This is a genomic window from Terrabacter aeriphilus, assembly GCF_039542985.1.
Classification (GTDB): Bacteria; Actinomycetota; Actinomycetes; order Actinomycetales; family Dermatophilaceae; genus Terrabacter; species Terrabacter aeriphilus.
Genome location: NZ_BAABIW010000028.1, coordinates 224,282 through 249,792, shown reverse-complemented (window position 1 = coordinate 249,792; position 25,511 = coordinate 224,282). Strand labels below are relative to the sequence as shown.

25 protein-coding genes are annotated in these 25,511 nt (G+C 73.0%); 17 read left to right on the top strand and 8 right to left on the bottom strand.

The genetic code is table 11. The features are described from left to right. Positions 1-68: 68 nt before the first annotated feature. The 3 genes from ABD979_RS19740 to ABD979_RS19730 all read right to left on the bottom strand — a co-directional run bounded on the left by ABD979_RS19740 (position 69) and on the right by ABD979_RS19730 (position 3,205). Positions 69-1,157, bottom strand: a complete 1,089-nt coding sequence (locus ABD979_RS19740) for a ScyD/ScyE family protein (RefSeq protein WP_345509254.1) — start codon at positions 1,155-1,157, stop codon at positions 69-71. A 291-nt stretch (positions 1,158-1,448) separates the two neighbouring features. Continuing rightward, the gene (locus tag ABD979_RS19735) at positions 1,449-2,309 is read right to left on the bottom strand and encodes an ABC-2 transporter permease (RefSeq protein ID WP_345509253.1); all 861 of its coding nucleotides are present in this window, start codon (positions 2,307-2,309) and stop codon (positions 1,449-1,451) included. Then, positions 2,306-3,205 carry an ABC transporter ATP-binding protein gene (locus ABD979_RS19730; protein ID WP_345509252.1) on the bottom strand — a complete coding sequence of 300 codons (900 nt, stop codon included), beginning with the start codon at positions 3,203-3,205 and terminating at the stop codon, positions 2,306-2,308. Before ABD979_RS19730 ends, ABD979_RS19735 begins: the two co-directional genes overlap by 4 nt. 186 nt (positions 3,206-3,391) lie before the next feature. On the opposite strand from ABD979_RS19730, the gene ABD979_RS19725 reads away from it, so the two are divergent. Genes ABD979_RS19725 through ABD979_RS19710 form a run of 4 tightly spaced genes read left to right on the top strand, consistent with a single transcriptional unit; the run spans position 3,392 to position 7,715 of the window. Then, a complete protein-coding gene (locus tag ABD979_RS19725; protein ID WP_345509250.1) occupies positions 3,392-4,669 on the top strand; it encodes a sensor histidine kinase in 1,278 nt (425 codons plus the stop codon). Then, complete coding sequence (locus ABD979_RS19720) at positions 4,666-5,385, top strand: response regulator (protein ID WP_345509249.1); 720 nt, start codon at positions 4,666-4,668, stop codon at positions 5,383-5,385. Before ABD979_RS19725 ends, ABD979_RS19720 begins: the two co-directional genes overlap by 4 nt. Before the next feature lie 40 nt (positions 5,386-5,425). Next, positions 5,426-5,998, top strand: coding sequence for a hypothetical protein (locus tag ABD979_RS19715; RefSeq protein ID WP_345509248.1), 573 nt, complete (start codon positions 5,426-5,428; stop codon positions 5,996-5,998). Between the two features lie 58 nt (positions 5,999-6,056). Continuing rightward, positions 6,057-7,715 carry an ABC-F family ATP-binding cassette domain-containing protein gene (locus tag ABD979_RS19710; protein WP_345509247.1) on the top strand — a complete coding sequence of 553 codons (1,659 nt, stop codon included), beginning with the start codon at positions 6,057-6,059 and terminating at the stop codon, positions 7,713-7,715. A gap of 57 nt (positions 7,716-7,772) precedes the next feature. On the opposite strand, the gene ABD979_RS19705 is transcribed toward ABD979_RS19710, so the two are convergent. Further along, complete coding sequence (locus tag ABD979_RS19705; RefSeq protein WP_345509246.1) at positions 7,773-8,036, bottom strand: GlsB/YeaQ/YmgE family stress response membrane protein; 264 nt, start codon at positions 8,034-8,036, stop codon at positions 7,773-7,775. Positions 8,037-8,134: 98 nt separating this feature from the next. Between ABD979_RS19705 and zwf the strand changes: the two genes are divergently transcribed. Then, complete coding sequence (zwf, locus tag ABD979_RS19700) at positions 8,135-9,568, top strand: glucose-6-phosphate dehydrogenase (protein WP_345509245.1); 1,434 nt, start codon at positions 8,135-8,137, stop codon at positions 9,566-9,568. Between the two features lie 45 nt (positions 9,569-9,613). Here the strand turns inward: zwf and ABD979_RS19695 are convergent, their stop codons facing one another. Then, positions 9,614-10,483, bottom strand: coding sequence for an IclR family transcriptional regulator (locus ABD979_RS19695; RefSeq protein ID WP_345509244.1), 870 nt, complete (start codon positions 10,481-10,483; stop codon positions 9,614-9,616). A 113-nt stretch (positions 10,484-10,596) separates the two neighbouring features. Here ABD979_RS19695 and ABD979_RS19690 point away from each other — a divergent pair, with 113 nt between their 5' ends. From ABD979_RS19690 to ABD979_RS19645, 10 genes are all read left to right on the top strand, one after another. After that, positions 10,597-11,256 (top strand): ABC transporter permease, encoded by a 660-nt coding sequence (locus ABD979_RS19690; protein ID WP_345509243.1) that lies wholly within the window; start codon positions 10,597-10,599, stop codon positions 11,254-11,256. Further along, complete coding sequence (locus ABD979_RS19685) at positions 11,249-12,271, top strand: ABC transporter ATP-binding protein (protein WP_345509242.1); 1,023 nt, start codon at positions 11,249-11,251, stop codon at positions 12,269-12,271. Before ABD979_RS19690 ends, ABD979_RS19685 begins: the two co-directional genes overlap by 8 nt. A 3-nt stretch (positions 12,272-12,274) precedes the next feature. After that, complete coding sequence (locus ABD979_RS19680) at positions 12,275-13,051, top strand: ABC transporter permease (protein ID WP_345509241.1); 777 nt, start codon at positions 12,275-12,277, stop codon at positions 13,049-13,051. A gap of 146 nt (positions 13,052-13,197) precedes the next feature. After that, a complete protein-coding gene (locus ABD979_RS19675) occupies positions 13,198-14,154 on the top strand; it encodes a glycine betaine ABC transporter substrate-binding protein (protein WP_345509240.1) in 957 nt (318 codons plus the stop codon). After that, positions 14,151-14,678, top strand: coding sequence for a formaldehyde-activating enzyme (fae, locus tag ABD979_RS19670; protein WP_345509239.1), 528 nt, complete (start codon positions 14,151-14,153; stop codon positions 14,676-14,678). The genes ABD979_RS19675 and fae overlap by 4 nt, the downstream gene beginning before the upstream one ends. A gap of 68 nt (positions 14,679-14,746) precedes the next feature. Continuing rightward, a complete protein-coding gene (locus ABD979_RS19665) occupies positions 14,747-15,661 on the top strand; it encodes an NAD(P)-dependent oxidoreductase (RefSeq protein ID WP_345509237.1) in 915 nt (304 codons plus the stop codon). 41 nt (positions 15,662-15,702) lie between these two features. Continuing rightward, on the top strand, positions 15,703-17,217 hold the full coding sequence (locus ABD979_RS19660; RefSeq protein ID WP_345509236.1) for an NAD-dependent succinate-semialdehyde dehydrogenase: 1,515 nt from the start codon (positions 15,703-15,705) through the stop codon (positions 17,215-17,217). Next, entirely contained in the window at positions 17,214-17,990 is a 777-nt protein-coding gene (locus ABD979_RS19655) for an SDR family oxidoreductase (protein ID WP_345509235.1), read from the top strand. Before ABD979_RS19660 ends, ABD979_RS19655 begins: the two co-directional genes overlap by 4 nt. A 56-nt stretch (positions 17,991-18,046) precedes the next feature. After that, positions 18,047-19,522 (top strand): FAD-binding oxidoreductase, encoded by a 1,476-nt coding sequence (locus ABD979_RS19650; RefSeq protein WP_345509234.1) that lies wholly within the window; start codon positions 18,047-18,049, stop codon positions 19,520-19,522. Next, the gene (locus ABD979_RS19645; protein ID WP_345509233.1) at positions 19,519-20,952 is read left to right on the top strand and encodes an FGGY-family carbohydrate kinase; all 1,434 of its coding nucleotides are present in this window, start codon (positions 19,519-19,521) and stop codon (positions 20,950-20,952) included. Before ABD979_RS19650 ends, ABD979_RS19645 begins: the two co-directional genes overlap by 4 nt. Here the strand turns inward: ABD979_RS19645 and ABD979_RS19640 are convergent. The 3 genes from ABD979_RS19640 to ABD979_RS19630 form a co-directional block, all read right to left on the bottom strand. Beyond that, positions 20,925-21,335 carry a DUF2500 domain-containing protein gene (locus tag ABD979_RS19640; RefSeq protein WP_345509231.1) on the bottom strand — a complete coding sequence of 137 codons (411 nt, stop codon included), beginning with the start codon at positions 21,333-21,335 and terminating at the stop codon, positions 20,925-20,927. The genes ABD979_RS19645 and ABD979_RS19640 overlap by 28 nt on opposite strands. Before the next feature lie 109 nt (positions 21,336-21,444). Beyond that, positions 21,445-22,500, bottom strand: a complete 1,056-nt coding sequence (locus tag ABD979_RS19635; protein ID WP_345509229.1) for a Gfo/Idh/MocA family protein — start codon at positions 22,498-22,500, stop codon at positions 21,445-21,447. Further along, positions 22,497-23,042 (bottom strand): DinB family protein, encoded by a 546-nt coding sequence (locus tag ABD979_RS19630; RefSeq protein WP_345509228.1) that lies wholly within the window; start codon positions 23,040-23,042, stop codon positions 22,497-22,499. Before ABD979_RS19630 ends, ABD979_RS19635 begins: the two co-directional genes overlap by 4 nt. A 79-nt stretch (positions 23,043-23,121) precedes the next feature. On the opposite strand from ABD979_RS19630, the gene ABD979_RS19625 reads away from it, so the two are divergent. After that, complete coding sequence (locus tag ABD979_RS19625) at positions 23,122-24,231, top strand: diacylglycerol/lipid kinase family protein (protein WP_345509227.1); 1,110 nt, start codon at positions 23,122-23,124, stop codon at positions 24,229-24,231. 67 nt (positions 24,232-24,298) lie between these two features. Continuing rightward, positions 24,299-25,510: a hypothetical protein gene (locus tag ABD979_RS19620; RefSeq protein ID WP_345509226.1), complete on the top strand. Its 1,212-nt coding sequence runs from the start codon at positions 24,299-24,301 to the stop codon at positions 25,508-25,510. Position 25,511 lies beyond the last annotated feature (1 nt).

Genomic DNA, 25,511 nt, shown 5'->3' with positions numbered 1-25,511 from the left:
GGGTGGCCATTCCCCCCGGAAGTGGCCACCCGACCCGCGTCGGCGACGCCTGACCCGAGGCCGTGGCCTCAGAGGTCGATCTTGACGACCTGCCCCGCACCGGGCTCGGTGCTGTGGGTCGTCACGTACGCGTGGTGGCCGCGCAGCGCGAGCCCGTAGGGCGCGAAGAGCCCGCCGGCGACGACGTCCGGCGCCGTGGAGCCGGGCCGCACCCGCACGAGCGCGCCGATCGGGCCGGACAGCAGCCCGTCCGCGGCGATCTCGACCGCGTAGAGCCGCCCGCGGTGGTCGAAGGCGAGCGACGTGACGTTCGTCAGGCCGGTGGCGTATGCCGTCGGCGCGTGCCCCGGGACGACGCGCCAGATCGTCGACGCGCCCTTCTCGAACGGGAAGCCGACGAGCTGCGAGACGTACCAGGCGCCGTCGGGCCCCTTGACGACGTCGGTGGGCACCGCGTCGGCGGGGAAGCCGGGAGGGCCGACGGGCGACGGCTGCGTCGTCGGCACCGGCGCCAGCACCGCGACGGTCGACCCGCCGTGCCGGGTCGAGTTGACGGCGTTCGCGCCGGCGTCCGCGTAGACGAACCCGCCGCGTGCGCGGGCCAGCCCGACCGGGTTGCTGTCGATGTCGGTGCCGTCGGGGTTGACCCGCGCCTCGTAGCCGGTGAGGTCGGCGAGCTTCGTCACCCGCGGCCCGCGGTGGTGGCGGGGCATCAGGTCGACGCGGACGAGCGTGCCCAGCCGGGCGCCCTTCGGGCCGAAGGCGGTCCGGTACGCCGGGTCTCCCCCGAGCCCGATCGTCAGGGCGAAGCTGTGCGTGCCGGTGAAGACGAGGTCGGCGGGCCCGAGCGGCTCGGTGGGGGTGCCGGCGGACGGCAGGCCGGTGACGACCCGGGTGACCCGGCCCGCGTGCCCGACGCGGGCGACGGAGCCGGTCAGCCCGACGCAGGCCTGCACGGTCGGGTCGAGCGGACTCGGTTGGCACCCGGAGGTGCCCGTGGTGCCGGCCTCGGCGACGTAGAGCGCCCCACCGGGACTGAAGGCCAGCTGGCGAGGCGCATTGAGGCCGGAGGCGACGACCTCCGGGGCGTGGGGCGGCGTCGGGCGCTCGTGGGCAGCAACCGAGGAGACTCCCGCGGAGCCTGCGGCCACTGCCACGACACCGACTCCGGCAAGGCGACGGAGCACTGTTCTCGTGATCATGGACTTCCCTGTTCGGTCATCCCCCGACCCAGCCACGGTAGGACCGGGGTCGCCGCCGGGTCACCGGTTCCCGACAACTGGCCGGAGTGTCCCGATTCGCGGAGGGGCCGACGGGGAGTGGCCACTCGACGTGGAGGGACCCACGAGGAGTGGCCACCCGACGTGGAGGGACCCACGAGGAGTGGCCACCCGACGTGGGGGGACCCACGAGGAGTGGCCACTCGACGGTTGCCGGGGCGTCGTCGGCTACTTGACCTCGGCGCGCGTGAGGCGCCAGATGCCGACGGCGAGCGGGGCGAGCACCCACGCGGCGACCGACGTGCCCAGGTGCGCCCACTGCTCGCCCGTGAGCGAGCCCTCGAAGAGGGGGTTCATCGTCTGGTTGAGGTCGAGCCAGACGGCGGCGTCCTGCAGCCACGAGACCATCGCGCCGAGGATCGACCACGCGGTCGGCAGCACGAAGAAGAGCACGATGGCGGCCGGGGTGTTCTTCAGCAGCATGCCGAAGGCGAGGCCCTGGGCCATCCCGAGCAGCACGTAGGCGCCCGCACCGAGGAGGACGAGTCCCTCGACCGACCAGTCGGCCGGGATGCCCCGGAAGGTGATGGCCGACTGGTGCGCGATGCCGGCGAGCACGAGCGACAGGGCGAACGCCGCCACGCCGACGAGCAGGGCGGCCACGGTCTTGGCCCACGCCACGCGCGGGCGACGGGGCTCGAGGCCGAAGGTCACGAGGGCGGTGCGCTGGCTCCACTCCGAGGTGACGGCGAGGATGCCGACGACCGGGAGGATGAGCGCCATCGGCATCGTCGTCGCCTGGAGGTAGAGGCCGTACGGGTGGTCGCCGCCGTTGTCGAAGAACATGATCGTCAGCGCGACCGCGATGATCGCGGCGATGCCGATGAGCAGCCAGCGGCCGGCTCGGGTGTCGAGCATCTTGCGCAGCTCGACGTGCACGAGGCGCCCGAAGGGCACCCTGCCCGTGGGGCGCTCGCCCCGGATGCGGCTCGGCACCCTCGCGGTGGCGGGCATCGCCGACTCGGCGGACTTCGAGACGGGGGCCGGGCGCGCGGCGCCGGCCGTCGTGGTCGTGGGTGCGGTGCTCATGCCGCCACCTCCTCTCGGGCGGCGTCGGCCGTGAGGTCGAGGAACATCTCCTCCAGGCCCCGGCTGTCGGCGCCGCGCAGCTCGGTCAGGACGACCTGGGCCGCGAGGGCGACGCGACCGACGACGATCGGCTCGGCGTCGACCTGCAGGCCGCCGGTCGGGGTGCGCTCGGCGACGATCGACTGCTCGGCGAGGGCTCCCATGAGCGCCTCGTCGTCGGTCGAGCGGGTGAAGGTGCCTGCGTTGGCGAGGAGCTCGTCCTTCGTGCCCTGCGCCACGATCTTGCCGTGGCCGATGACGATGATCTCGTCGGCGACGCGCTCGATCTCGTTGAGCAGGTGCGAGCTGAGCAGCACCGTGCCGCCCTCGTTGGCGTAGCCGCGGAGCAGGTCGCGCATCCAGCGGATGCCCGCAGGGTCGAGGCCGTTGGCCGGCTCGTCGAGGATGAGCACCTCGGGGTCGCCGAGGAGCGCGTGGGCGATGCCGAGCCGCTGGCGCATGCCGAGCGAGTAGTTGCGCACCCGCCGGTTCGCCTCCTTCTCGGTGAGGCCCACGAGCTCGAGCATCTCGTCGACGCGGGGCTTGCCGACGCCCATGAGGATGGCGCCCAGCGTCAGCACCTCGCGGCCGGTGCGGCCGGCGTGCTGCGCGGAGGCGTCGAGGAGGAGGCCGACGTGGCGGCCCGGGTTCGGCAGGGCGGCATACGGCTTGCCGAGCACCGTCGCGCGGCCCGAGGTGGCGGGGGTGAGCCCCGCCATGATGCGCATCGCCGTCGTCTTGCCGGCCCCGTTCGGTCCGAGGAAGCCGGTGACGAGCCCGGGCTTCACCTCGAACGAGACGTCGTCGAGGGCCGTGAACGGGCCGTAACGCCTGGTGAGTCGTTCCACTGTGATCATGGGCCCCAGCCTGTCGGCCCGACCGACCCCCGCACATCCGTCACAAGCCTGATTCGGACCCCTACCTTGGTCGTAGACGACCCTGACCGGAGTCAGGGTGCACGCTCAGGGTCACCCCTGCCCCGGCGCCCGGTCCGCGACCTTGGTCGGATGCCCTCGCCCCACCGGCGCACCTACGCTGTGCCGGTGCCCCTGCCCCGCATCGCCCGCACCCGGTCGGGCCACGTCTGGGGCGAGACGTGGCGACTCGGCGTCGCGCTCCTCTTCGGCCTCGCGATCTGGGCCTCCGTGCAGGTGCAGCTCGACGACGTGGGCGTCGACCCGAGGTTCGGCGAGGACTGGCTGCTCGTCGACGTCGCGGTCGGTCTCGCCCTGACGGTGCTGCTGCTGTGGCGTCGCCGGTGGCCGCTGCTCGTCGCGCTCGTGACGACGGTCGTCTCCGGCTGCTCGTCCGTCGGCATCGGGGCCTCTGTCGTGGCCCTCGTCTCGCTCGCCACCCGGCGCCGGTGGCGAGAGCTCGTCCTCGTCGCGCCGTTCTGGATGGTGGCCGGCTGGGCGCACGCCGTCGTCTACCCGACCGAGCCCGAGACGGTGACCCTGCCCAACGTCGTCATCGGCGCGCTGAGCTATGCCGTCAGCGTCGCCATCGGCTGGGCCGTCGGCGAGCGCCGGGCCTTCGTCGCGTCGCTGCACGAGCGGGCGCTGACCGCCGAGCGCGAGCAGGCGATGCGCGTCGTGCAGGCACAGCTCGCCGAGCGGGCCCGGATCGCGCGCGAGATGCACGACGTGCTCGCCCACCGGATCTCGTTGGTGGCCATGCACTCCGGGGCGCTCACCTACCGCACCGACCTCACCCCGAACGAGGTCGCTGCCACCGCGGAGATCGTCCGCGACAGCGCGAACCGCGCGCTCACCGAGCTGCGGGCCGTGCTCGGCGTGCTCCGCGACGTGCCGGGCGACCCGACCGGCGCGGACGGCTCGCCGTCGCTCCCACAACCGCCGCAGCCGACGCTGTGCGACCTCGACGGCCTCGTCGGCGACGCGACGGCGGCGGGCGAGCGGGTGCTGCTCGAGCGCTCCGGGGCACTCGACGCGGTGCCCCAGCAGGTCTCGCGCAACGCATACCGGATCGTGCAGGAGTGCCTGACGAACGCCCGCAAGCACGCGCCGGGCGCCCTCGTGCGGGTGGTCGTGACGACCGCTCCGGAGGAGGGCTCCACCGACCACGCCGTGCGCGTCGTCGTGCGCAACCCCGTGCCGGTCGGCCGGACGTCGGGCGCGGTCGACGACGTCGTGGCGGCCCCCGGCGCGGCGGACGGACGGGCCGGGCTCGTCGCCACGGGTGCGGGACTCGGGCTGCTCGGCCTCACCGAGCGGGCGGTGCTCGCGGGCGGGGAGCTGACCTACGGCCCCGACCGGGCGGGCGACTTCGTCGTCAGGGCCCGGCTACCGTGGTCCGGATGAGCGGGGAGCAGGAGCGCACGCGGGTCGTGCTCGTCGACGACGACGCGCTGGTGCGGGCCGGGCTGCGGATGATCCTCGGCGGCGCCCCCGACCTGGAGGTCGTCGCCGAGGCGGCCGACGGCCTCGAGGGCGAGCGGGTCGTCGACGCGCACGAGCCCGACGTCGTGCTCATGGACATCCGCATGCCGCGGCGGGACGGGCTCGAGACGACCCGCGCGCTCATGACCCCGGCTGCCCGGGCGGTGCGCGGCGCGCGGGGACGAGACCTGCGGGTCATCGTGCTGACGACGTTCGACGCCGACGACATGGTCGTGCAGGCCCTCCGCGCCGGCGCGCACGGCTTCCTGCTCAAGGACACCGAGCCCCGCCGGCTCGTCGAGGCGGTGCGGCTCGTCGCCGCCGGCGAGCCGATCCTCTCCCCCAGCGTGACGGCCACGCTCATCGCACACGTGGCCGGGCCGGCGGGTGGGTCGGGGCCGGGCGACGGCGCCGACGTGCGGCGCGGTCACGCCTCGACCCGGCTCGCGGCGCTCACCGAGCGCGAGCACGAGGTCGCCCTGGCGATCGGCCGCGGCCTGTCCAACGCCGACATCTCGCGCGAGCTGCACCTCTCGGTGCCGACGGTCAAGGCGCACGTCTCCCGCGTGCTCGACAAGCTGGGGGCCGACAACCGCGTCCAGATCGCCATCACCGTCCACGACGCCGGCCTCACCTGACCCACCGACCCCGACCGCGCCGTGGCGCAGTTGCAGCCGCGTGAGCGACCCGCAGACCGGCCTGAACCGCGCCCTGGCGCACTTCCAGCCGCGTGGCGACCCGTATGCCGGCCCGAACCGCGCCCTGGCGCAGTTGCAGCCGCGTGGCGACCCGTATGCCGGCCACAACCGCGCCCTGGCGCAGTTCCAGCCGCGTGGCGACCCGCAGACCGGCCCGAACCGCGCCCTGGCGCACTTCCAGCCGCTCACCCACCCGTATGCCGGCCACAACCGCGCCCTGGCGCAGTTCCAGCCGCGTGGCGACCCGCAGACCGGCCCGAACCGCGCCCTGGCGCACTTCCAGCCGCGTGGCGACCCGCAGACCGGCCCGAACCGCGCCGTGGCGCAGTTGCAGCCGCCCACCCCACCCGTATGCCGGCCGCAACCGCGCCGCGGCGCAGTTGCAGCCGCCCACCCCACCCGTATGCCGGCCGCAACCGCGCCGCGGCGCAGTTGCGGCCGCGGGGGGCGGGCCGGGGCGGCGGCGGAAAGTCGGTGGACGGCCGCGGGTGCGCCCGCATACCGTCGCTCCCGTGTGGATCTCCTGACGCCCCGAGCCCGACCCGCGCGCTGACCCGTCGACGACCGTCCGGTGCCAGTGCCGGGGCCCTGCCGAGCACCCAGGATCTCCCATGTCCACGACCCTCACCCTCTCCGGTGTCGACGTCGCCTTCGGCGCGCGCACCCTCTTCTCCGGCCTCGACCTCGCCCTCACCGACGGTGACGTCGTGGCCGTCGTCGGCCCGAACGGCTCGGGCAAGTCGACGCTCATGCGCACCGTCGTCGGCGAGCTGCCCGTCGAGGCCGGGACGATCCGCCTCGCGCCGCGCGACGCCACGATCGGCTGGCTGCCGCAGGTCGTGCCCGACCCTGCCGAGACGCTGCTGACGTATGCCCGTCGCCGCACCGGCGTCGCTGCGGCCGACACCGAGCTCGAGGCCGCGTCGGCCGCCATCGCGGCCGCTGACGACAGCAGCGAGGACCGCTACTCGGCCGCCCTCGAGCGGTGGCTGGCCCTCGGCGCGGCCGACCTCGACGAACGTCTCCCCGAGGTGGCGGCGCACGTCGGGCTCACCGTCTCGCCGGACCGGCCGCTCGGCACGCTCTCGGGCGGGCAGGCCGCCCGCGCCTGCCTCGTCGCGGTGCTGCTCAGCCAGCACGACGTGCTCCTGCTCGACGAGCCGACCAACGACCTCGACGCCCGCGGCCTCACCCTCGTCGCCGACTTCGTCACGGCGCACGAGGGACCGATCCTCATCGCGAGCCACGACCGCGCCTTCCTCGACGCGGTCGCCACGAGCGTCGTCGAGCTCGACGTGAGGCAGCAGCGTGTCGGCCACTACACCGGCGGCTGGAGCGCCTTCGTCGAGCAGCGCCGCCTCGCCCGCGCGCACACCTGGGAGGCGTACGAGGGGTATGCCGCCGAGCGCGACTCGCTGCTCGCGCAGTCTCGCCAGCGCCACGACTGGGCCGACCGTGGCCGGCGCAACGTCGCCGGGGGCAAGGAGCCCGACAAGCACATCCGCGAGAAGCACAAGGCGCGCGCCGACCGCCAGGCGGCCAAGGGCGGCCGGCTCGAACGTGCGGCCGAGCGGCTCGACGTCGTGGAGCAGCCCCGCAAGGAGTGGCAGCTGCGCTACGCCATCACCGAGGGGCGCCCGTCGGCCGACCTCGTCGCGACGCTCTCGGACGCGGTCGTCGAGCGGCAGGGCTTCCGGCTCGGCCCCGTCAGCCTCGCCGTCGGCCGGGGCGACCGGGTCGCCCTCGTCGGCGACAACGGCTCGGGCAAGACCACCCTCCTGGCGGCGCTGCTCGGCGACCTGCCGCTCCAGGCCGGGAGGCAGGCCCTCGGCACCCGGGTCGCCGTCGGCGTCATCGACCAGCGCCGGCACCTGCTCGACGACGACGCGACGGTGCTCGACGTCGTGCGCCGCGAGCTCGGCCCCCACCCGGAGACCGCGATGGAGTGGCCGGTCGCCGACGTGCGCACGCTGCTCGCGAAGTTCGGGCTCGGCTCCGACCACGTGGCCCGCCCCGCGAGGAGCCTGTCGATGGGCGAGCGCACGCGTGCCCTCATGGCGCTCTTCCAGGGTCGCGAGGTCAACCTCCTCGTGCTCGACGAGCCGACGAACCACCTCGACGTCGACGCCATCGAGCAGCTCGAGGCCGCGGTCGCGGCCTTCGGCGGCACCGTGCTCGTCGTCAGCCACGACGAGAGCCTGCTCGACGGCATCCGCCTCACCCACCGGTGGACGGTCGCCCGTGGACGGGTCACGGCGGAGGCGCTGTGACCCGCGCGCGGCGACGGTGCGAGGCGACGGTTCGAGGCGAGCGCGCGGCGACGGGAGTCAGCGGGTGACGCTGCGGGTGCGGCTCCAGCGCCACACCCCGGTCACGATGACGGCACCGACGATGGAGCCGATGATGCCGCTGGGGCGCAGCGCGATGCCGTCGCCCGCGAGGAGGCTCGAGAGCAGCCCACCGACGAACGAGCCGACGAGGCCCGCGACGATCGCCATCGTCCAGTCGATGCTCTTGCCCTCCCGGCCCAGGACGAGCTGGGCGGCCGCGCCGACGAGCATGCCGAAGAGGATCATGCCGATGATGAGCATGGACCGAGCGTAGGGCTCGAGGCCTCCCGGCGCCGCCCAATCGCGAGAGCGGGGTGGCGCCCCTCCCGCGGGCGCCCGATCTGCGCCACGCTGGACCCATGCCCGCCACCACCGTCGTCCTCTTCGGCGCCACCGGAGACCTCGCCAAGCGCAAGCTGCTCCCCGGCATGCTGCACCTGCACGAGTCGCAGCTGCTCGAGGGGCTGCGGGTCGTCGCGACCTCCCTCGACGAGCTGAGCCGCGACGAGTTCATCGAGCTCGCCTTCGCCTCGATCCGTGAGCACTCGAGCCACGAGGTCACCGACGACGACCTGCGCGAGTTCGCCGACCGCATCCACTGGGTGCCGGGCAGCCTTGGGCCACAAGGAATTCGGGCCGCCGTTGACGAGTCGGAGGCGATCCTCGGCCCGGATGCGTGGCGCCTGCACTACCTGTCGGTGCCGCCCAAGGCCGCCCTCGCCGTCGTGCACCAGCTCGCCGAGGCCGGGCTCGTCGAGCGCAGCCGCATCATCATGGAGAAGCCCTTCGGCACCGACCTCGCGAGCGCCCGCGCCCTCAACGCCGAGCTGCACGAGGTCTTCGACGAGGAGCAGATCTTCCGCATCGACCACTTCCTCGGCAAGGAGGCGGCGCAGAACATCCTCGCGTTCCGCTTCGCGAACGGCCTCTTCGAGCCGATCTGGCACCGCAACCACATCGACCACGTCCAGATCGACGTGCCGGAGACGCTCGGGCTCGCCCAGCGCGCCGACTTCTACGAGAGCACCGGCGCCTACCGCGACATGGTCGTGACACACCTCTTCCAGGTGCTCGCCTTCACCGCGATGGAGCCGCCGACGGCCCTCGAGCCGCACGCCATCAGCGAGGAGAAGAACAAGGTCTTCCGCTCGATGTCGCCGATCGAGCCGCACGACGTCGTGCGCGGCCAGTACGTCGGCTACCGCGACGTGCCCGGCGTCACGCCCGAGAGCCAGACCGAGACGTTCGTCGCGCTCAAGTGCTTCGTCGACAACTGGCGCTGGGCCGGGGTCCCCTTCTACCTGCGCACGGGCAAGCGCCTCGCCGAGGGCGCCCGCATCATCTCGATCGCCTTCAAGGAGCCGCCGCGCTCGATGTTCCCCGCCGGCTCGGGCGTCGGCGACAACGGGCCCGACCACCTCACCTTCGACCTCGCCGACAAGGCCCGGATGTCGTTGTCGTTCTACGGCAAGCGCCCCGGGCCCGGCATGAAGCTCGACAAGCTCTCGATGCAGTTCTCGATGCAGGAGACGCACTGGGCCGGCGCGGTGCTCGAGGCCTACGAACGGCTCATCTACGACGCCGCGCGCGGCGACCGCACCCTCTTCACGTCGGCCGAGGGCATCGAGCGCCTCTGGGAGATCAGCCAGCCGCTGCTCGACAACCCGCCGATCGTGCGCCCCTACGACCCCGGCACGTGGGGGCCGAACCAGATCCACCAGCTCGTCGCGCCCTTCACGTGGCGGTTGCCCTTCGAGCGCCGGTGGCGCGACCCCAACGCGACCGGCGCCTGAGCCCGACGGGCCGAGGGCGTATGCCGTCCGGCGCGGGAGTGCGCGTCACCGGGGCGTCGCCGGGGCCGAACCGAGGTGGGCAGACAGCGGTTCCGTCGCTCGAGCGACGAATTCGCCTATGGCTTCGAGGGATCCGGGCATCCGCGCCTTCGGGGCGCTGATGTTGACGGCGGCCACGACCCGACCGGTGAAGTCGGTGACCGGGGCCGACGCCGCGACGACCCCGACCTCGAGCTCCTCGTCCGAGATCGCGTAGCCCCGCTGGCGGATGCGATCGATCTCGGCGCGCAGGTCGAGGAGGTCGTGCACGACGACCTGCTCGGGGGCCGGCGCATCGAGCACCGCGAACGCCGAGGGTGACACGTCGCTCCGGCCGGGGCCCACCATGGGCTGGTCGTGCCCGTGAAGGGCGTACCAGCTCGCCAGCTCCTCGTCCTCCCAGTCGCTGAGCAGGACGCGGCCCGACGGCGTGCGCCACGCCGCTGTCGTGACGCCCTCCCAGCCGGCCGTGCGGAACTCGTACGGGCTGAGCTCGCTGACGAGCGTCAGGACGTTGCCGCCCCGCAGCACCGACAGATGGGTCGTCTCACCGGTGTGCCGGGCGATCCGGCGCAGGTACGGCCGCGCCTCGCGGACGAGGACCGCCTCGGACGTCCGGGCGGCCAGGGCGAAGAGCCGCGGGCCCAGGCGGTAGGTGAGCGTCTCGGCGTCGCGGGAGACGAGCCCGGCGTCGGCGAGCGTGGCGAGGGTCCGCGAGACCACCGTCTTCTCGCGCCCCGCGAGCTCGGCGATGCGCACGACACCGAGGCCGCCGGGAAAGGCCTCCGGGAGGCCGAGCACCTCGAGCACCTCGATGTCACGGGCGAGGCCGGAGGAGTTGCGCCGGGGCGGCCGGGGCGGTTTCGACGTCGTCACGCGCAGCACGCTAGCAGGTGCAGTTGTCATATGCGCAACACCCATTGCTCATATGACTTCGGCAGTTCTACGGTTCCGACACCTACCTCAACGAAGAGAAGGGAGCGAGCATCGTGGACGGACTCAGCGGACTGCCGAAGTTCCTCGAACGACGGTGGGACGAGATCCTGCAGCTCACCCTCCAGCACCTGGCCGTGGTGGCGCTCTCGCTCCTGCTCGCCATGGTGCTCGGGGTGCTCATCGGCACCGCCGTCTGGAACCGGCCGGTGGCCCGGTCGGTGTCGATCACCTCCGCCGGCATCGCGCTGACGATCCCGTCGCTGGCGCTGCTCGCGATCCTCAGCCCGGTCCTCGGGCTCGGGTGGGGGCCGACCGTCGTCGCCCTCGTCTTCTACTCGCTCCTGCCGATCATCCGCAACACGGTCGTCGGCCTGCGCGAGGTGCCGAGCGAGGTGCTCGAGTCGGCACGCGGGATCGGCATGGTGCCGCTCGCCATCCTCTGGCGCATCCAGATGCCGATCGCCTGGCCCGTCATCCTCACCGGCGTCCGGGTCGCCGCCCAGCTGACCATCGGCATCGCGGCCATCGCCGCCTACGTCGCAGGCCCCGGCCTCGGCCAGTACATCTTCAAGGGCCTGTCGTCGCTCGGCTCGCGCAACGCGCTCAACTACGCGCTGACCGGGACCGTGGCGGTCGTGGTCCTCGCCCTCCTCGTCGACGCGGCGTTCATCCTCATCACCCGCCTCACCACCTCAAGGGGTCTCCGTGCCTGACACCACCGCCTCCGGAACCACCTCCGTGCTCGCCGACCAGCACGCCGGCGTCAGCATCGAGCTCGACGGCATCACGAAGACCTATCCCGGCCAGGGCCGCTCCGCCGTCGAGGACTTCTCGATGCGCGTCGAGCCGGGCGAGCTGGTGATGTTCGTCGGGCCCAGCGGGTGCGGCAAGACGACGACGATGAAGATGGTCAACCGGATCATCGAGCCCACGTCCGGCTCGATCCGCATCGACGACAAGGACGTGCTGTCGATCGACCCGAACCAGCTGCGCCGGCACATCGGCTACGTCATCCAGCAGATCGGGCTCTTCCCGCACCTCACCATCGCCGAGAACGTCGGCGCCGTGCCACGGCTGCTCGGGTGGCCGAAGGCCCGGATCGCCGACCGCGTCGAGGAGCTGCTGACCACGGTCCAGCTCGACCCCGGCACCTTCGCGCACCGCTACCCCAAGCAGCTCTCCGGCGGCCAGCAGCAGCGGGTCGGCGTCGCGCGGGCGCTCGCCGCCGACCCTCCCGTCATGCTCATGGACGAGCCCTTCGGCGCGACCGACCCGATCACCCGCGAGAAGCTGCAGGCCGAGTTCCTCCGGCTCCAGTCCGACATCGGCAAGACGATCATCTTCGTCACCCACGACTTCGACGAGGCGATCCGGCTCGGCGACCGCATCGCGGTGCTCAGCGACCGGAGCCACATCGAGCAGTTCGACACCCCGGCCGCCATCCTCGCGGCCCCGGCCAACGACTACGTGCGCTCCTTCATCGGGCAGGGGTCGGCCCTCAAGCGCCTCGCCCTCATCCCCGTCACGGCGGGTCCGCTCGGCCCCACCACCTCGGGCGGGCCCACGGTCGACGAGGCCGCCACCCTGAGAGACGCCCTCGACCTGCTCGTCCTCACCGGCGCGGAGCGGGTCGGCGTGACGGGTGCCGGCGGCCGACCGCTCGGCTCCCTGTCGCACGCCGACATCTCGGCCCGCCTCGACGGCGCCGCCCACCGGCCGGTGGGCTGACCGATGGCCATCACCTCGACCGCGGAGATCCGCGACGTCACCACGTCGACGAGCCGGCTCGGCACCCTCCTGCGCCACACCGCCGCCCCGATCGCCGTGGCCGTCATCTTCGGCGCGACCATGGTCTACGTCGCGACGACGACCCTCGACTCGATCGAGCGGCGCACCCTCAACGCGGAGTACATCGGCGCACGGGTCGGCGAGCACCTGTTGCTCACCGTCACCGCGTCGGCCCTCGTCGCCCTCATCGCCATCCCCGTGGGCATCCTCGTCCACCGCCTGACGTGGGCACCGTTCCGCGCCGTCGTGCTCGGCCTCGCCAACATCGGCCAGGCCACCCCGGCCGTCGGCGTCGTCATCCTCCTCGCCATCGTGTGGAAGACCGGCTTCACGACCGCCCTCGTGGCGCTCGTCGCGTACTCCTTCCTCCCGGTCCTGAGGAACACCCTGACCGGCCTCGAACAGGTCGACGCGAGCATCCGCGAGTCGGCCCGGGGCATGGGGATGACCCCCAACCAGGTGCTGCGCCGCATCGAGCTGCCCCTCGCCTCACCGGTCATCCTGGCCGGGCTGCGCACCTCGCTCGTCTTCTGCGTCGGCGTCGCGACCATCGCGACGTTCATCAACGCCGGCGGCCTCGGCGACATGATCATCAACGGCCTGAAGCTGCAACGGTTCCCGGTGCTCGTCGTCGGCGCCGTCCTCGTCGCCTGCATCGCGATGCTCATCGACTGGGCCGCCGGCCTCGTCGAGGAGAAGGTGCGCCCCAAGGGTCTCTGAGGCCGACCCGACCCCGACCCGGCCCGCACCGCCCCCACCCACACCCCGCTCACGCTCGACCCGCTCCGCCCCGCGCCGCGCCGGCGCGGCATGCGCTCGACCCCTCCGCCGTTCGGCGGATCCGTCACCCCGAGAAGGAGACCCACATGAAGAAGCAGATCGTCGCGACCACAGCGGTCGCGCTCACCCTGGCCCTCGCCGGCTGCGGCGGCAGCGATCCCGCACCGGGCGGAGCCTCGACCGCCGGAGGCTCGGCGGCCGGTGGCTCCGAGCTCGAGGGGCTCCAGGGCACCATCGGGTCGAAGGACTTCTCCGAGCAGTACATCCTCGCCTACCTCACGACCGACCTGCTCAACGCGCACGGCGCCGAGCTCGAGGCCAACACCAAGCTCGTGGGGTCGGCCAACGTCCGCCAGGCCCTGGAGAACAAGCAGTTCCTCGGGTACTGGGAGTACACGGGCACGTCGTGGATCACCTACAACAAGAACACGACCCCGGTGAAGGGTGCCGAGGCGCAGTTCGAGGCCGTCAAGAAGGCCGACGCCGCCAAGGGCATCGCATGGCTCGACCCCGCGCCCCTCAACAACACGTATGCGTTCGCCGTGCGCAACGACGCGGCCACCAAGCTCGGCGTCAGCAAGCTCAGCGACCTCGCGGCCCTCCCGGAGTCGGAGAAGACCTTCTGCATCGAGAGCGAGTTCTCGACCCGCGACGACGGCTGGCCCGGGCTCAAGAAGGCCTACGGCATCAACGTCCCCGACGGCAACGTCAAGATGCTCGACACGGGCGTCATCTACACGGCGACGCAGAAGGGCGCCGACTGCAACTTCGGCGAGGTGTTCCAGACCGACGGACGCATCCCGGCCCTCGGCCTGACCGTGCTCGCCGACGACAAGGAGTTCTTCCCCGTCTACCAGGGTGGCTTCACCCTGCAGGCCGACGTGCTCAAAAAGTACCCGAAGATCGCCGACGTCATGGCGCTCATGACGCCGAAGCTGACGACCGAGGAGATGCAGAAGCTCAACGCCAAGGTCGACGTCGACGGCGAGGACCCGCAGGACGTCGCCACCGAGTGGCTCGAGGCGCAGGGGCTCGTCAAGTGACCTCGTCCGCGCCCTACCAGGTGGGCGAGAGCTTCGTCGGCGACGGCGTCAACGCCGCGCACATCAACACGGTGCTCGGCGACCGCACCGGGCCCGCCGGCACCGCCTGGGCCACCGCCCTCGGCTCGCCGAGCGCCGGCCACGTGCCCTTCGTCGCCGTGCTGCGCCCCTCGCTCCCGGTCAAGCCGCTCACCCTCTTCGTGTCCAAGGCCGCCCCGGCCACCGACGAGCACGGCACGCACATCTGGGGTCCCGCCCAGGCGGGCGTGGCCGGTGGCGTCGCGGACGCCGTCGCCGAGGGCGTCATCCCCGCCGAGCACACGGACTCGCACGTCCTGCTCGCCGCCGTCTGGGTCAACCCCGGCGCCGACGACGCCGAGGCGGTCTACCGCAACAACCGGGAGGCGACCCGAAACGCCCTGCGCAACGGCGCGGCCGGCCTGCCCGGGCTCGACGCGGTGCTCGACGCGCGCGACGACGTCTGGAACCCGTTCTACGACCCGTCGGGTCGTCCACGCCCGTGACCACCCCACCCGCCACCTCGCACCCGGCACCCGCCGGGCCGCCCGTCCCCGACGAGGAGACCCCCACGATGTCCACCCCCTCACCCGCGCCGACCGTCGGCTTCATCGGCCTCGGCAGCATGGGCTCCGGGATGACCCGCAACCTCCAGGAGGCCGGCTTCCCGCTCGTCGTCACCGACGTGCGGACGGAGGCCGCCGACGCCCTCGTCGCCGCCGGCGCCGCCTGGGCCGACACCGCGGCGGAGGTCGCCGCCCGGAGCGACCTCGTCATCACGATGCTGCCCACCCCCCGCCACGTCGCCGACGTCGTCAACGGGCCGGACGGCATCCTCGTCGGCATCCACGACGGCGGCACGTGGATCGACATGTCGACGTCCGTGCCGGAGGTGGCCGACCAGGTGCGCCTCGCCCACGCCCACCGCGGGCTGCACGTGCTCGACGCACCCGTGAGCGGGATGTCGGTGGGCGCCGCCACCGGCATGCTGCAGATCTTCGTCGGCGGGGACGCCGACGACGTCGCCCGCGTGCGGCCCGTCCTCGAGGCGATGGGCGACCCCGAGCGGATCCTCCACGTCGGCGGGCACGGCGCCGGCTACGCGGTCAAGCTGATGATCAACCAGCTCTGGTTCTCGCACCTCGTGGCCACCGCCGAGGTGCTCTCCGTCGGTGTCCGCGCCGGCGTCGACCTCGGCGTGCTGCGAGACGCGCTCGTCGCCAGCCCGGCCAACAGCAACTTCCTCGAGAAGGACGTCACCGGCATCCTGCGCGACGGCGACTACGACGAGGGCTTCGCGATCGCCCTGGCCTGCAAGGACCTCGGCCTGTCCATCGACCTCGCCCGCGCGGTCGGCGTGCCCACGGAGCTGTCGGCCGTCGTCGAGCAGATCTACCGCCGGGCGCGCGCGAGCTACGGCGACCGCGCCGGCGAGATGACGCCCGTCAAGCTCTACGAGGACCTCATCGGGCACGAGCTGCGCCTCTGACGACCCCGTCGCCGTCTCCTCCCCGACTCCCAAGGACCACCATGACCACTCTCGTCACCCCCGACGCCGAGGACGCGCTCCTCGCCCGCACCCCGACCGGTCTGCTCGTCGGCGGACGCTGGCGCGAGGCCGAGGACGGCACCCGCTTCGACGTCGTCGACCCCTCGCGCGGCACGGTGCTGGCCACCGTCGCCGACGCCCGGCCCGCGGACGGCCACCGGGCGCTCACCGCCGCCCACGCCGCGCAGGCGTCGTGGGGCCGCACCCCGGCGCGCGAGCGCGCCGAGATCCTGCGGCGCGCCTTCGAGCTCGTCACCGCACGCGCCGACGACTTCGCCCTGCTCATGACGCTCGAGATGGGCAAGCCGCTCGCGGAGTCCCACGGCGAGGTCGCCTACGGCGCCGAGTTCCTCCGGTGGTTCTCGGAGGAGGCCCCCCGGGTGTCGGGCAGCTACGCGACGGCCCCCGACGGTCGCAACCGGCTGCTCGTCACGAAGCGGCCCGTCGGTCCGTGCCTCTTCATCACACCGTGGAACTTCCCCCTCGCGATGGCGACGCGCAAGATCGCCCCGGCCGTGGCCGCCGGCTGCACCATGGTGCTCAAGCCGGCGGAGCTGACGCCGCTGACGGCGCTGCTCCTCGCCGAGGTGATGGCCGAGGCCGGGCTGCCGGACGGCGTGCTCAACGTCGTCCCCACGACCGATCCCGGCGGCGTGACCGGCCCGCTGCTGCGCGACGACCGGCTGCGCAAGCTCTCCTTCACCGGGTCCACCCCGGTCGGTCGGCGTCTCATCGCCGACTCCGCCGACCAGGTGCTCCGCGTCTCGATGGAGCTCGGCGGCAACGCGCCCTTCGTCGTCTTCGAGGACGCCGACCTCGAGGCGGCCGTGGAGGGTGCCGTCACGGCCAAGCTGCGCAACGGCGGCGAGGCCTGCGTGGCGGCGAACCGGTTCCTCGTCCACCGCAGCCTCGCGGTCGAGTTCGGCGAGCGCCTCGCCGAGCGGATGGGCGGCTACACCGTCGGCCGCGGGACCGAGCCCGGGACCCGCCTCGGCCCGCTCATCAACGAGGCCGCGGTGGCGAAGGTGCGCCGTCTCGTGGACGGCGCCGTCGCCGACGGGGCGCGGATCGCCCTGGGCGGCCGGCCGGTCGAGGGCCCGGGCTACTTCTACGCCCCGACGGTGGTCACGGACGTGCCGCCGGGCGCCGCGATCCTCGACGAGGAGGTCTTCGGCCCGGTCGCCCCGGTCATCACCTTCGACACCGAGGACGAGGCGGTCCGCCTCGCGAACGACACCCCCTTCGGGCTCGTCTGCTTCGTCTACACCCGCGATTTCGATCGCGGCCTGCGGATGGCCGAGCGGCTCGAGACCGGGATGCTCGGCCTCAACACCGGTGTCGTGTCCAACCCGGCAGCCCCGTTCGGCGGGGTCAAGCAGTCCGGTCTGGGGCGCGAGGGTGGCCGCGAGGGCATCGAGGAGTACCTCGAGACCTGCTACGTGGGCATCGCCGACCCGTTCGCCCACACCACCGCCGCCGGGCAGGAGGCGCGATGAGCATCTCGGAGTTCGGCATGCACCTCTTCTCGCTCGAGGGCCGCAACGCCATCGTCACCGGCGGCAACACCGGCCTCGGGCAGGCCTTCTCGGTCGCCCTCGCCAAGGCCGGGGCCGACGTGTTCGTCGCGGGGCTCGACGAGGACGACGGCTCCACGGCGCGGCTCATCGAGGCGGAGGGGCGGCGAATGGCCTACGCCCGCACCGACCTCACCGAGCCGGGCGCCCCCGCCGAGGTCGTGCGGCGCTGCGCCGAGACGTTGGGGTCGGTCGACATCCTCGTCAACTCCGCCGGCATCTGCCTGCTCGACGACGTCGAGGACTTCGACCGCAGCAAGTGGGACCCGATGGTCTCGGTCAACCTCACGGCCGCGTTCGAGCTGGCCCACGAGGCCAGCCGGCTGATGATCGCCCAGGGCTCCGGCAAGATCATCAACATCGCGTCCCTCTTCTCCTTCCTCGGCGGGCGGCAGTCCCCGGCCTACGCCGCCACGAAGGCCGGGATCGTCGGGTTCACGAAGGCCTACTGCGACGAGCTCGCCGAGCACAACATCCAGGTCAACGCGATCGCCCCCGGCTACTTCTCGACGGCCATCACGGCCGCCACCCGCTCCGACGAGGAGGCCGACCGCCGCATCGTCGAGCACATCCCGGCCGCCCGGTGGGGCGACGTCAGCGACCTCATGGGCGCCACCGTCTTCCTCGCCAGCCGGGCCGCCGACTACGTCAACGGCCACGTCCTCACCGTCGACGGCGGCTACCTCGTGCGCTGACGCGCCGGCCGCCCCACCCCGTACGCCCGCACGCCCCACAGAAAGCACCGGTCCCCATGGTTGCCTCACGCTCCACCCTGAGCCGCGACGCCCTCGTCGAGCGGCTGACCCAGATCCTCGCCGCCGGCGACGTCATCACCGACGAGCAGGCCCTCCGCGAGGCCAGCGTCGACCGCTTCAGGAAGTACAGCGCCGTCCACGGCATCTACGACGGGCCGATCCCGGCGGCCATCGTGCGCCCGCGCTCGACCGCCCAGGTCGCCGCCGTGCTCGAGCTCGCGCAGGAGCACCTCGTCAACGTCGTGCCGCGCACCGGCGGCACGGCCACCGAGGGCGGGCTCGAGACGGTCGTCGACGACACGATCGTGCTCGACGGCTCGGCCATGGACGCCGTCCTCGAGATCAACGACGTCGACATGATGGTCACCGCGCAGTGCGGCGTGCCCCTGCAGGTGCTCGAGGACCGGTTGCGCGAGCAGGGCCTGACGACCGGGCACTCCCCCCAGAGCAAGCCGATCGCCCAGCTCGGCGGGCTCGTGGCGACGCGTTCCATCGGCCAGTTCTCCACCCTCTACGGGGGGATCGAGGACATGGTCGTGGGACTCGAGGCGGTCTTCCCCGGCGGGGTCGTCACCCGCATCAAGAACGTGCCGCGCCGCGCAGCCGGGCCCGACATCCGACACGTCGTCATCGGCAACGAGGGCGCCCTCTGCTTCATCACCGAGGTGACCCTCAAGGTCTTCCGTCACCAGCCCGAGAACAACCGCTTCTTCGGCTTCCTCGTCGACGACTTCGCCGACGGCGTCGACGCCCTGCGCGAGCTCGTCACCGCGGGCTACCGGCCGTCCGTGTGCCGGGCCTACTCCGTCGAGGACGCCCGCCAGCACTTCGCGCACTTCGCCCACGACAAGAACGTCGTCGTCCTCGTGGCCGAGGGGCCGCGCCCGCTGGCCGACGCCACGGCAGAGGCCATCGAGGCGACCTTCGCGCACCGGCCCCACGAGCGCGTCGAGGCGCGGCTCGTCGAGGAGTGGTTCGACGGCCTCAACTGGGGCCAGGACAAGATCGACGCCGAGAAGCGCACGATGCTGGAGGAGGCGCACCTCGGCTACACGACGGAGGTGTCGGTCGACTGGTCGCGCGTGCGAGAGCTCTTCGACCGCGTCATGCACCGCGTCCGCACCGAGTTCCCGCACGCCGAGGACCTGACGATGCTCGGGGCGCACTCCTCGCACAGCTACCAGACCGGCACCAACCTCTACTTCGTCTACGACTACCGGATCAACTGCGCGCCCCGGGACGAGATCGACGAGTACCACGTGCCCCTCAACGCGATCATCGTCGAGGAGGCGCTGCGCGTCGGCGGCTCGATGGTGCACCACCACGGCGTCGGCAAGTACCGGACCCCCTGGGTCCGGGAGGAGCACGGCAGCGCGTGGTACCTCCTCGAGGGCCTCAAGCGTGCCTTCGACCCCGCCGGGGTCATGAACGCGGGCACGCTCTACCCGCTGACCGACGAGGTGCGGGTGTGACGGCATACGTCCTCGCGATCGACAACGGGTCGCAGAGCACGAAGGTCAGCGTCGTCGACGCCCATGGTCGCGTGCACGCCACGGGCCGCTGCCGACTGAGGCCCTACGCGACGACCGCCGACGGCCACGTCGTGCACCCCGACGACGACATCTGGGACTCCGTCGTGGCGGCCTGCAGCCAGGCGCTCGGGCGCTTCGCGGGTGACCCGGGCGACATCGTGGCCGTGGGCCTGTGCACGATCCGCTTCTGCCGGGCCCTGCTCGACACCGACGGTCACCTCGTCGAGCCGGTGCTCAGCTGGATGGACGTGCGGGTCTCACGGCCGCACGACCCCGCCGACCGGCGGGTGGCCCACGTCACGACCTCGTCGGGCTACGTGACGCACCGCCTCACCGGCCGCTTCGTCGACACGCGCGCGAACTACCAGGGGCTGTGGCCCATCGACCAGGCCACGGCGGAGTGGTCCACCGACCCCGCCGCCTACGCGGCGACCGGGATGCCCCGCTCGCTCCTGCTCGACCTCGTCTCGCCGGGCGACCTGCTGGGGCACGTCACCCCGGAGGCGGCCACGGCCACGGCGATCCCCGCCGGGCTGCCCGTCTTCGCGACGGCCAACGACAAGGCGGTCGAGGCCCTCGGCTGCGGTCTGCGCGACGACGACACGGTGCTGCTCAGCCTCGGCACCTACATCGCCGCCATGGCGACCGGGGCCACGGCGGAGGGGGCCGACGACTACTGGGTCAACTTCGGCTCGACGCCCGGCACGTACCTCTACGAGAGCCACGGCATCCGACGCGGCATGTGGACGGTCAGCTGGTTCCGCGACCTCGTGCACGGCGGGGCCCCGGTCCCGGGCGACGCCTCGCTCGAGGCGGAGCTCGACGCCGAGGCCGCCGCCGTCCCGCCCGGTGCCGGTGGCCTGATGGCCCTGCTCGACTGGCTCCCGCCGACCGACGCCCCCTGGCGGCGCGGCGCCCTGCTCGGCTTCGACGGCTCCCAGGGCCGCGCGCACGTGCACCGCGCCATCCTCGAGGGCATCGCCCTGACGATGCGCGGCCACGTCGCCCGGATGGAGGCCGCCCTGGGCCGGCGCTTCACGTCCGTCGTCGTGGCCGGCGGTGGCTCACGGTCGGACCTCATGATGCAGCTCGTCGCCGACACCTTCGACCGCCCCGCCCACCGCACCGCCATGCCGGACGCCGCCGGGCTCGGCGCGGCGATCTGCGCGGCGGTCGGGGTCGGCCTGCACCCCGACTGGGACACCGCCGTCGCCGCCATGGTCACGCCGGGGGCGGCCTTCGCCCCGCGGCCCGACGCGGTCGGGCGGTACGCGTCGATCGATCGCGTCTACTCCCGGCTGCGGGAGTTCACCGACCCGCTCTTCGAGTGGGCCGCCGCTGCTCAGCGACCGTCGCTGACCGCGCCCTGACGGGTGAAGCCCTTGTAGCGGGTGCCCTGGTGCATGAGGTGGCCGCGGTCGCCCTCGGCGAACAGGCCGTAGTCGGGGCCCGAGACCCGCAGCTCGCGCCGCTCGCCGGACGGCTCCTCGAAGGTGACGAAGTACGACGTGCTCGACGAGCTCGACGCGCCCTCGTGGCTGCGTCGGGTCACGTCGGTGCGGCGCGACACGACGAGCGCCTCGGTACTGCGCAGCGGGGCCGCCTGGTTCGAGCGCCACTGCGCGACGCCCTTGACGATCGTGAAGGCGAAGACGGCCACGACGGTCGTCGCGATGAGGGCGAAGAAGACGATGAAGATCGTCGGCGGACCCGACGACAGCTGGTCGAACGGCACGAACTCGTCGCTGATCATGCGGGCCCCTGGGGTCGAGCGGTGGTGGTGGCAGCAGTATGACCGCCCGACCCGCCCGATCGGTTGCACCGACGCCCGAGAGGGGCAGCCCGTCGGGCGCCTGCGACCGTCACTCGCCGGGGTAGACGACCCCCACCTGGCGGCGGACGGCATCCATGGTCTCCATGACGCGCACCGTCGTGGCGTGCGGCACGAGCGGCGACTCCGTCTCGCCGGCGACGAGGCAGCGGGCGAACTCGGCGGCCTCGTAGGAGAAGCCCCGCACGTTCTCCGGCAGCCCGCCGACCCGCTCGTCGACGACGGCGTTCGAGCGGTCGACGAGCCGGATCGTCGAGCCGGCGCCGTAGAAGGAGCCGGAGAGCTCGAGCCGCGCCTCGGTGCCGGCGACGACGGCCGTGCAGGGCGTGGCGGCCGACATCGTGCACGACAGCACGCCGTGCGCACCCTGGGCGCCGGTGACCGTGACCGTCGACGTCGCGTCGACGCCGAGGTCGGTGAGGGTGCCGGTGGCCGAGACCGAGGCCGGCGCGCCGAGCACGAGGTCGGCGAACGACACGGGGTAGACGCCGAGGTCGAGCAGCGCGCCCCCGGCGAGCTCGGGCTGAGAGAGGCGCGCCGGGCCGTCCGGGAAGAGGTGCTGCCCGTGGTCGGCGAACACCGCGACGAGCTCGCCGATGAGGCCGGTCTCGACGACGTGGCGCACGACGTCGTAGTGCGGCAGGAAGCGGCTCCACATCGCCTCGACGGCGAGCAGGCCCTGCGCCGAGGCCGCGGTGAGCACCTCGCGCGCCTCGGCGGCGTTGCGGGTGAAGGCCTTCTCGACGAGCACCGGCTTGCCGGCGCCGATCGCGAGCAGCGCGTGGTCACGGTGCTCGGAGTGCGGCGAGGCGACGTAGACGGCGTCGACCTCGTCGTCGGCGACGAGGTCCTCGTAGGAGCCGTGCGCGCGCGGGATGGCGAACTCGTCGGCGAAGTCCTGGGCCCGCTCGCGGCTGCGCGACCCGACCGCGACGACCGACGACGCGGTGCCGACCGCGACCGCGTCGGCGAAGGTGCGCGCGATCCCGCCGGGCGCGAGCACGCCCCACCGGATCGGGGGTGCGTCGTGCGGGTCGGGGGTGCGGGCGTCGGGCAGCCGGAGCAGCACGTCGATGGGCAGGGTCATGCGGTCACGTCCCGGAGGTGGTGGCGGATGTCGTGGGCGAAGTAGAGGGCGAGCGTGCGGGCCGTGAACGCCGAGCCGTTGCTGCGCCGGGCGGGCCACGCCCACTGCGTACCCTCCGGCAGGGCGTATGCCGTCGCCGCCGCGTCGCACGCCGTCGTGACCTCGCGCGCCACGACGTCGGGGTCGGCCCGCCAGTACTGCCGCTCGCGGGCCGTCGCGTCCTGGTCCCAGTCGGCGAAGTGCACGGTGTCGCCGCCCCCGGCGAGCACCTGCCCGAGCCGGCCCCGCATGACGTCGCAGACGTCGCGCACGTGGCAGGCGTACTCGAGCGGTGACCACACGCCGGGCGCCGGGCGGGTGCGCGCGTCGTCGCGGCCGAGCCGGACGGCATACCTCTGCCCGGCATCGCGCAGGAACGCCGGCACCTCCTCCACCGGGAGCAAGTCGGCGTCGAAGCCGCAGTCGGGGCAGGGCCGCCGCAGCACCCACGTCCAGTCGGCGGTGTCGGGGGTCGAGGGCCCGGGGTCGGTGGGCTCGGTCATGCGCCCAGCGTAGGGCGGGTGGGCCGGCCGGACGGCGCGGGTTCGGGCAGGCCGCGCGCGGGGGATACCGTATGTCTTCGTGCTCAAGGACTACCTGCCGTGGATCATCGCCGGCCTCGTCGTGCTGGCGCTGGTCGTCGGAGGGGTGGTCCTGACCCGCGTCGCGCCGGAGTCGGCGGCGACGCTGCGCCGCCGCCCGCGCCCGCCACGGGCCCACTTCCGCAACGGCGACGACGAGATGCCGGCGCCGGTCAAGCGCGCCGGCGTCGTCATCAACCCGACGAAGTTCGCCGACCTGCCCACCGTGCGGGCCCGGATCACGGGGACGTGCGTCGCGAACGGGTGGGGCGAGCCGCTGTTCTACGAGACGACGGTCGAGGACCCGGGCCAGGGCCAGGCCGCGCAGGCGGTGCGGGACGGCGTCGACGTCGTCTGCACGCTCGGCGGCGACGGCACGGTGCGCAACGTCGCGAGTGCCCTCGTCGGCACCGAGACCCCGCTCGGCATCCTGCCGGCCGGCACCGGCAACCTGCTCGCCCGCAACCTCGACCTGCCGGTCGCCCTCGAGTCGGCCGTCGCGGTCGCGCTGACGGGTCGCAACCGGCGCATCGACGTCGGCGAGCTGGTCGTCGGCGCGGTGCCGGCCGTAGACGCGCCGGACGACGGCGACGACGTGCCGGAGACGCACCACTTCCTCGTCATGAGCGGCATCGGCATGGACGCGCAGATCATGGCGGGCACGAACGAGAACCTCAAGGCCAAGGTCGGCTGGCCCGCCTACATGGTCTCGGGGCTCAAGCACCTCGTGTCGCCCGAGTTCCGCATCGGCGTCAAGGTCGACGACGACCTCGAGTTCCGCCGCCGCGCCCGCATGGTCGTCATCGGCAACTGCGGACGCCTCCTCGGCGGGCTCGTGCTCATGCCGAACGCGCGCGTCGACGACGGGCAGCTCGACGCCGTCATCGCCTCGCCGCGCGGCGTCGTCGGCTGGGTCCCGGTGGCGACCCGGGTCGCCACGCGGCAGCGCAAGGGCCACCCGACGCTCGACCACAAGGTGTGCAAGGAGATCCGCGTGCGCACCGACCGCCCGGTGCCGGTGCAGATCGACGGCGACGTCATCGGCGAGGCCTCCGAGGTGAGCGCCCGCGTGCGCCCGGGCAGCCTCACGGTGCGCGTCAGCATCACCTGACCGGGGCCCGCCGAGTCACCCTGTGCGGATGACGCGCCGCCCCGGGGGCTGCGCGAGGCTGGGCGACATGAACCCGGTTCTGGCGTTCGTCATCGTCATGCTCGTCTGGACGATCAGCGACTTCGTCGCGAAGAGGACGAAGTCGCTGCTGTCGTCGCTCTTCGTCGCCTCGATCATCTTCCTCGTCGGCTTCCTCACCGACGTCTTCCCCGAGGACCTCCTCGCGAGCTCGTCGCTGCTCGGCCTCGCGGGGGTCGTGGTGGGCTTCATCATCGTGCACCTCGGCACGATGATCAGCCTCGACGAGTTCAAGGCGCAGTGGAAGACCTTCGTCATCGGCGTCGCCACCGTCGTGGGCATCGGGGTCATGCTCCTCGTCGCCGGACTGCTCTTCGGCGACCGGATCAGCGGCGCGGCCGAGGACGGCTACGCCCAGGCGCTCGACTTCGTCGTCGCGGGCACCGGCGCCCTGAGCGGCGGCACCATCTCGGTCCTCATCGTCCAAGAGGCGGCCCTCGGCGTGGGCCTGACGAGCATCGCCGTCTTCCCCGTGCTCATCGCGGCGCTCCAGGGCCTCGTCGGCTTCCCGCTCACCTCGATCCTGCTGCGGCGTGAGGCGACCCGCCTCAGGGGCGAGTTCCGGGCGGGCAACCTCGCGCCCGTGGAGGTCGAGGAGTCCGCGACGGCGACCGAGACCTCGAGGCTGCCCGCCGCCCTGCGCACGACGCCGGGCACCCTCTTCGTCGTCGGCCTCGTCGTGCTCGCCAGCCTCGGCATCAACAACCTCACCGACGGCATCCTCAACACGTTCGTCGTGGCCCTGCTCTTCGGCATCGGGCTGCGCACGGCCGGCATCTTCAAGCCCGCGATGCTCTCGGGCATCGACGCGTTCGGCCTCATGATGCTCGCGATCATGATCCTCGTCTTCGGCCCCCTCGCCACCGTGCAGCCGGCGGACGTCGGCGCCCTCGCCCTGCCGCTCCTGCTCGCCTTCGTGTTCGGGGTGGCCGGCATCGCCGGGGCCTCGGCGCTCGTGGGCAGGCTGCTCGGCTACAGCGTGCCGATGTCGGTCTCCATCGGGCTCACGTCGCTCTTCGGCTTCCCCGGCACGATGATCCTGTCGCAGGAGGCCGCCAAGGCCGCCGGCGAGACGCCCGAGGAGGTCGCGGCCATCGAGCACGCGATCCTGCCGAAGATGATCATCGCCGGCTTCGCGACCGTGACCATCACGTCGGTCGTCGTCACGAGCATCATCGCCGGGCGCATCGGCACCGGCTGAG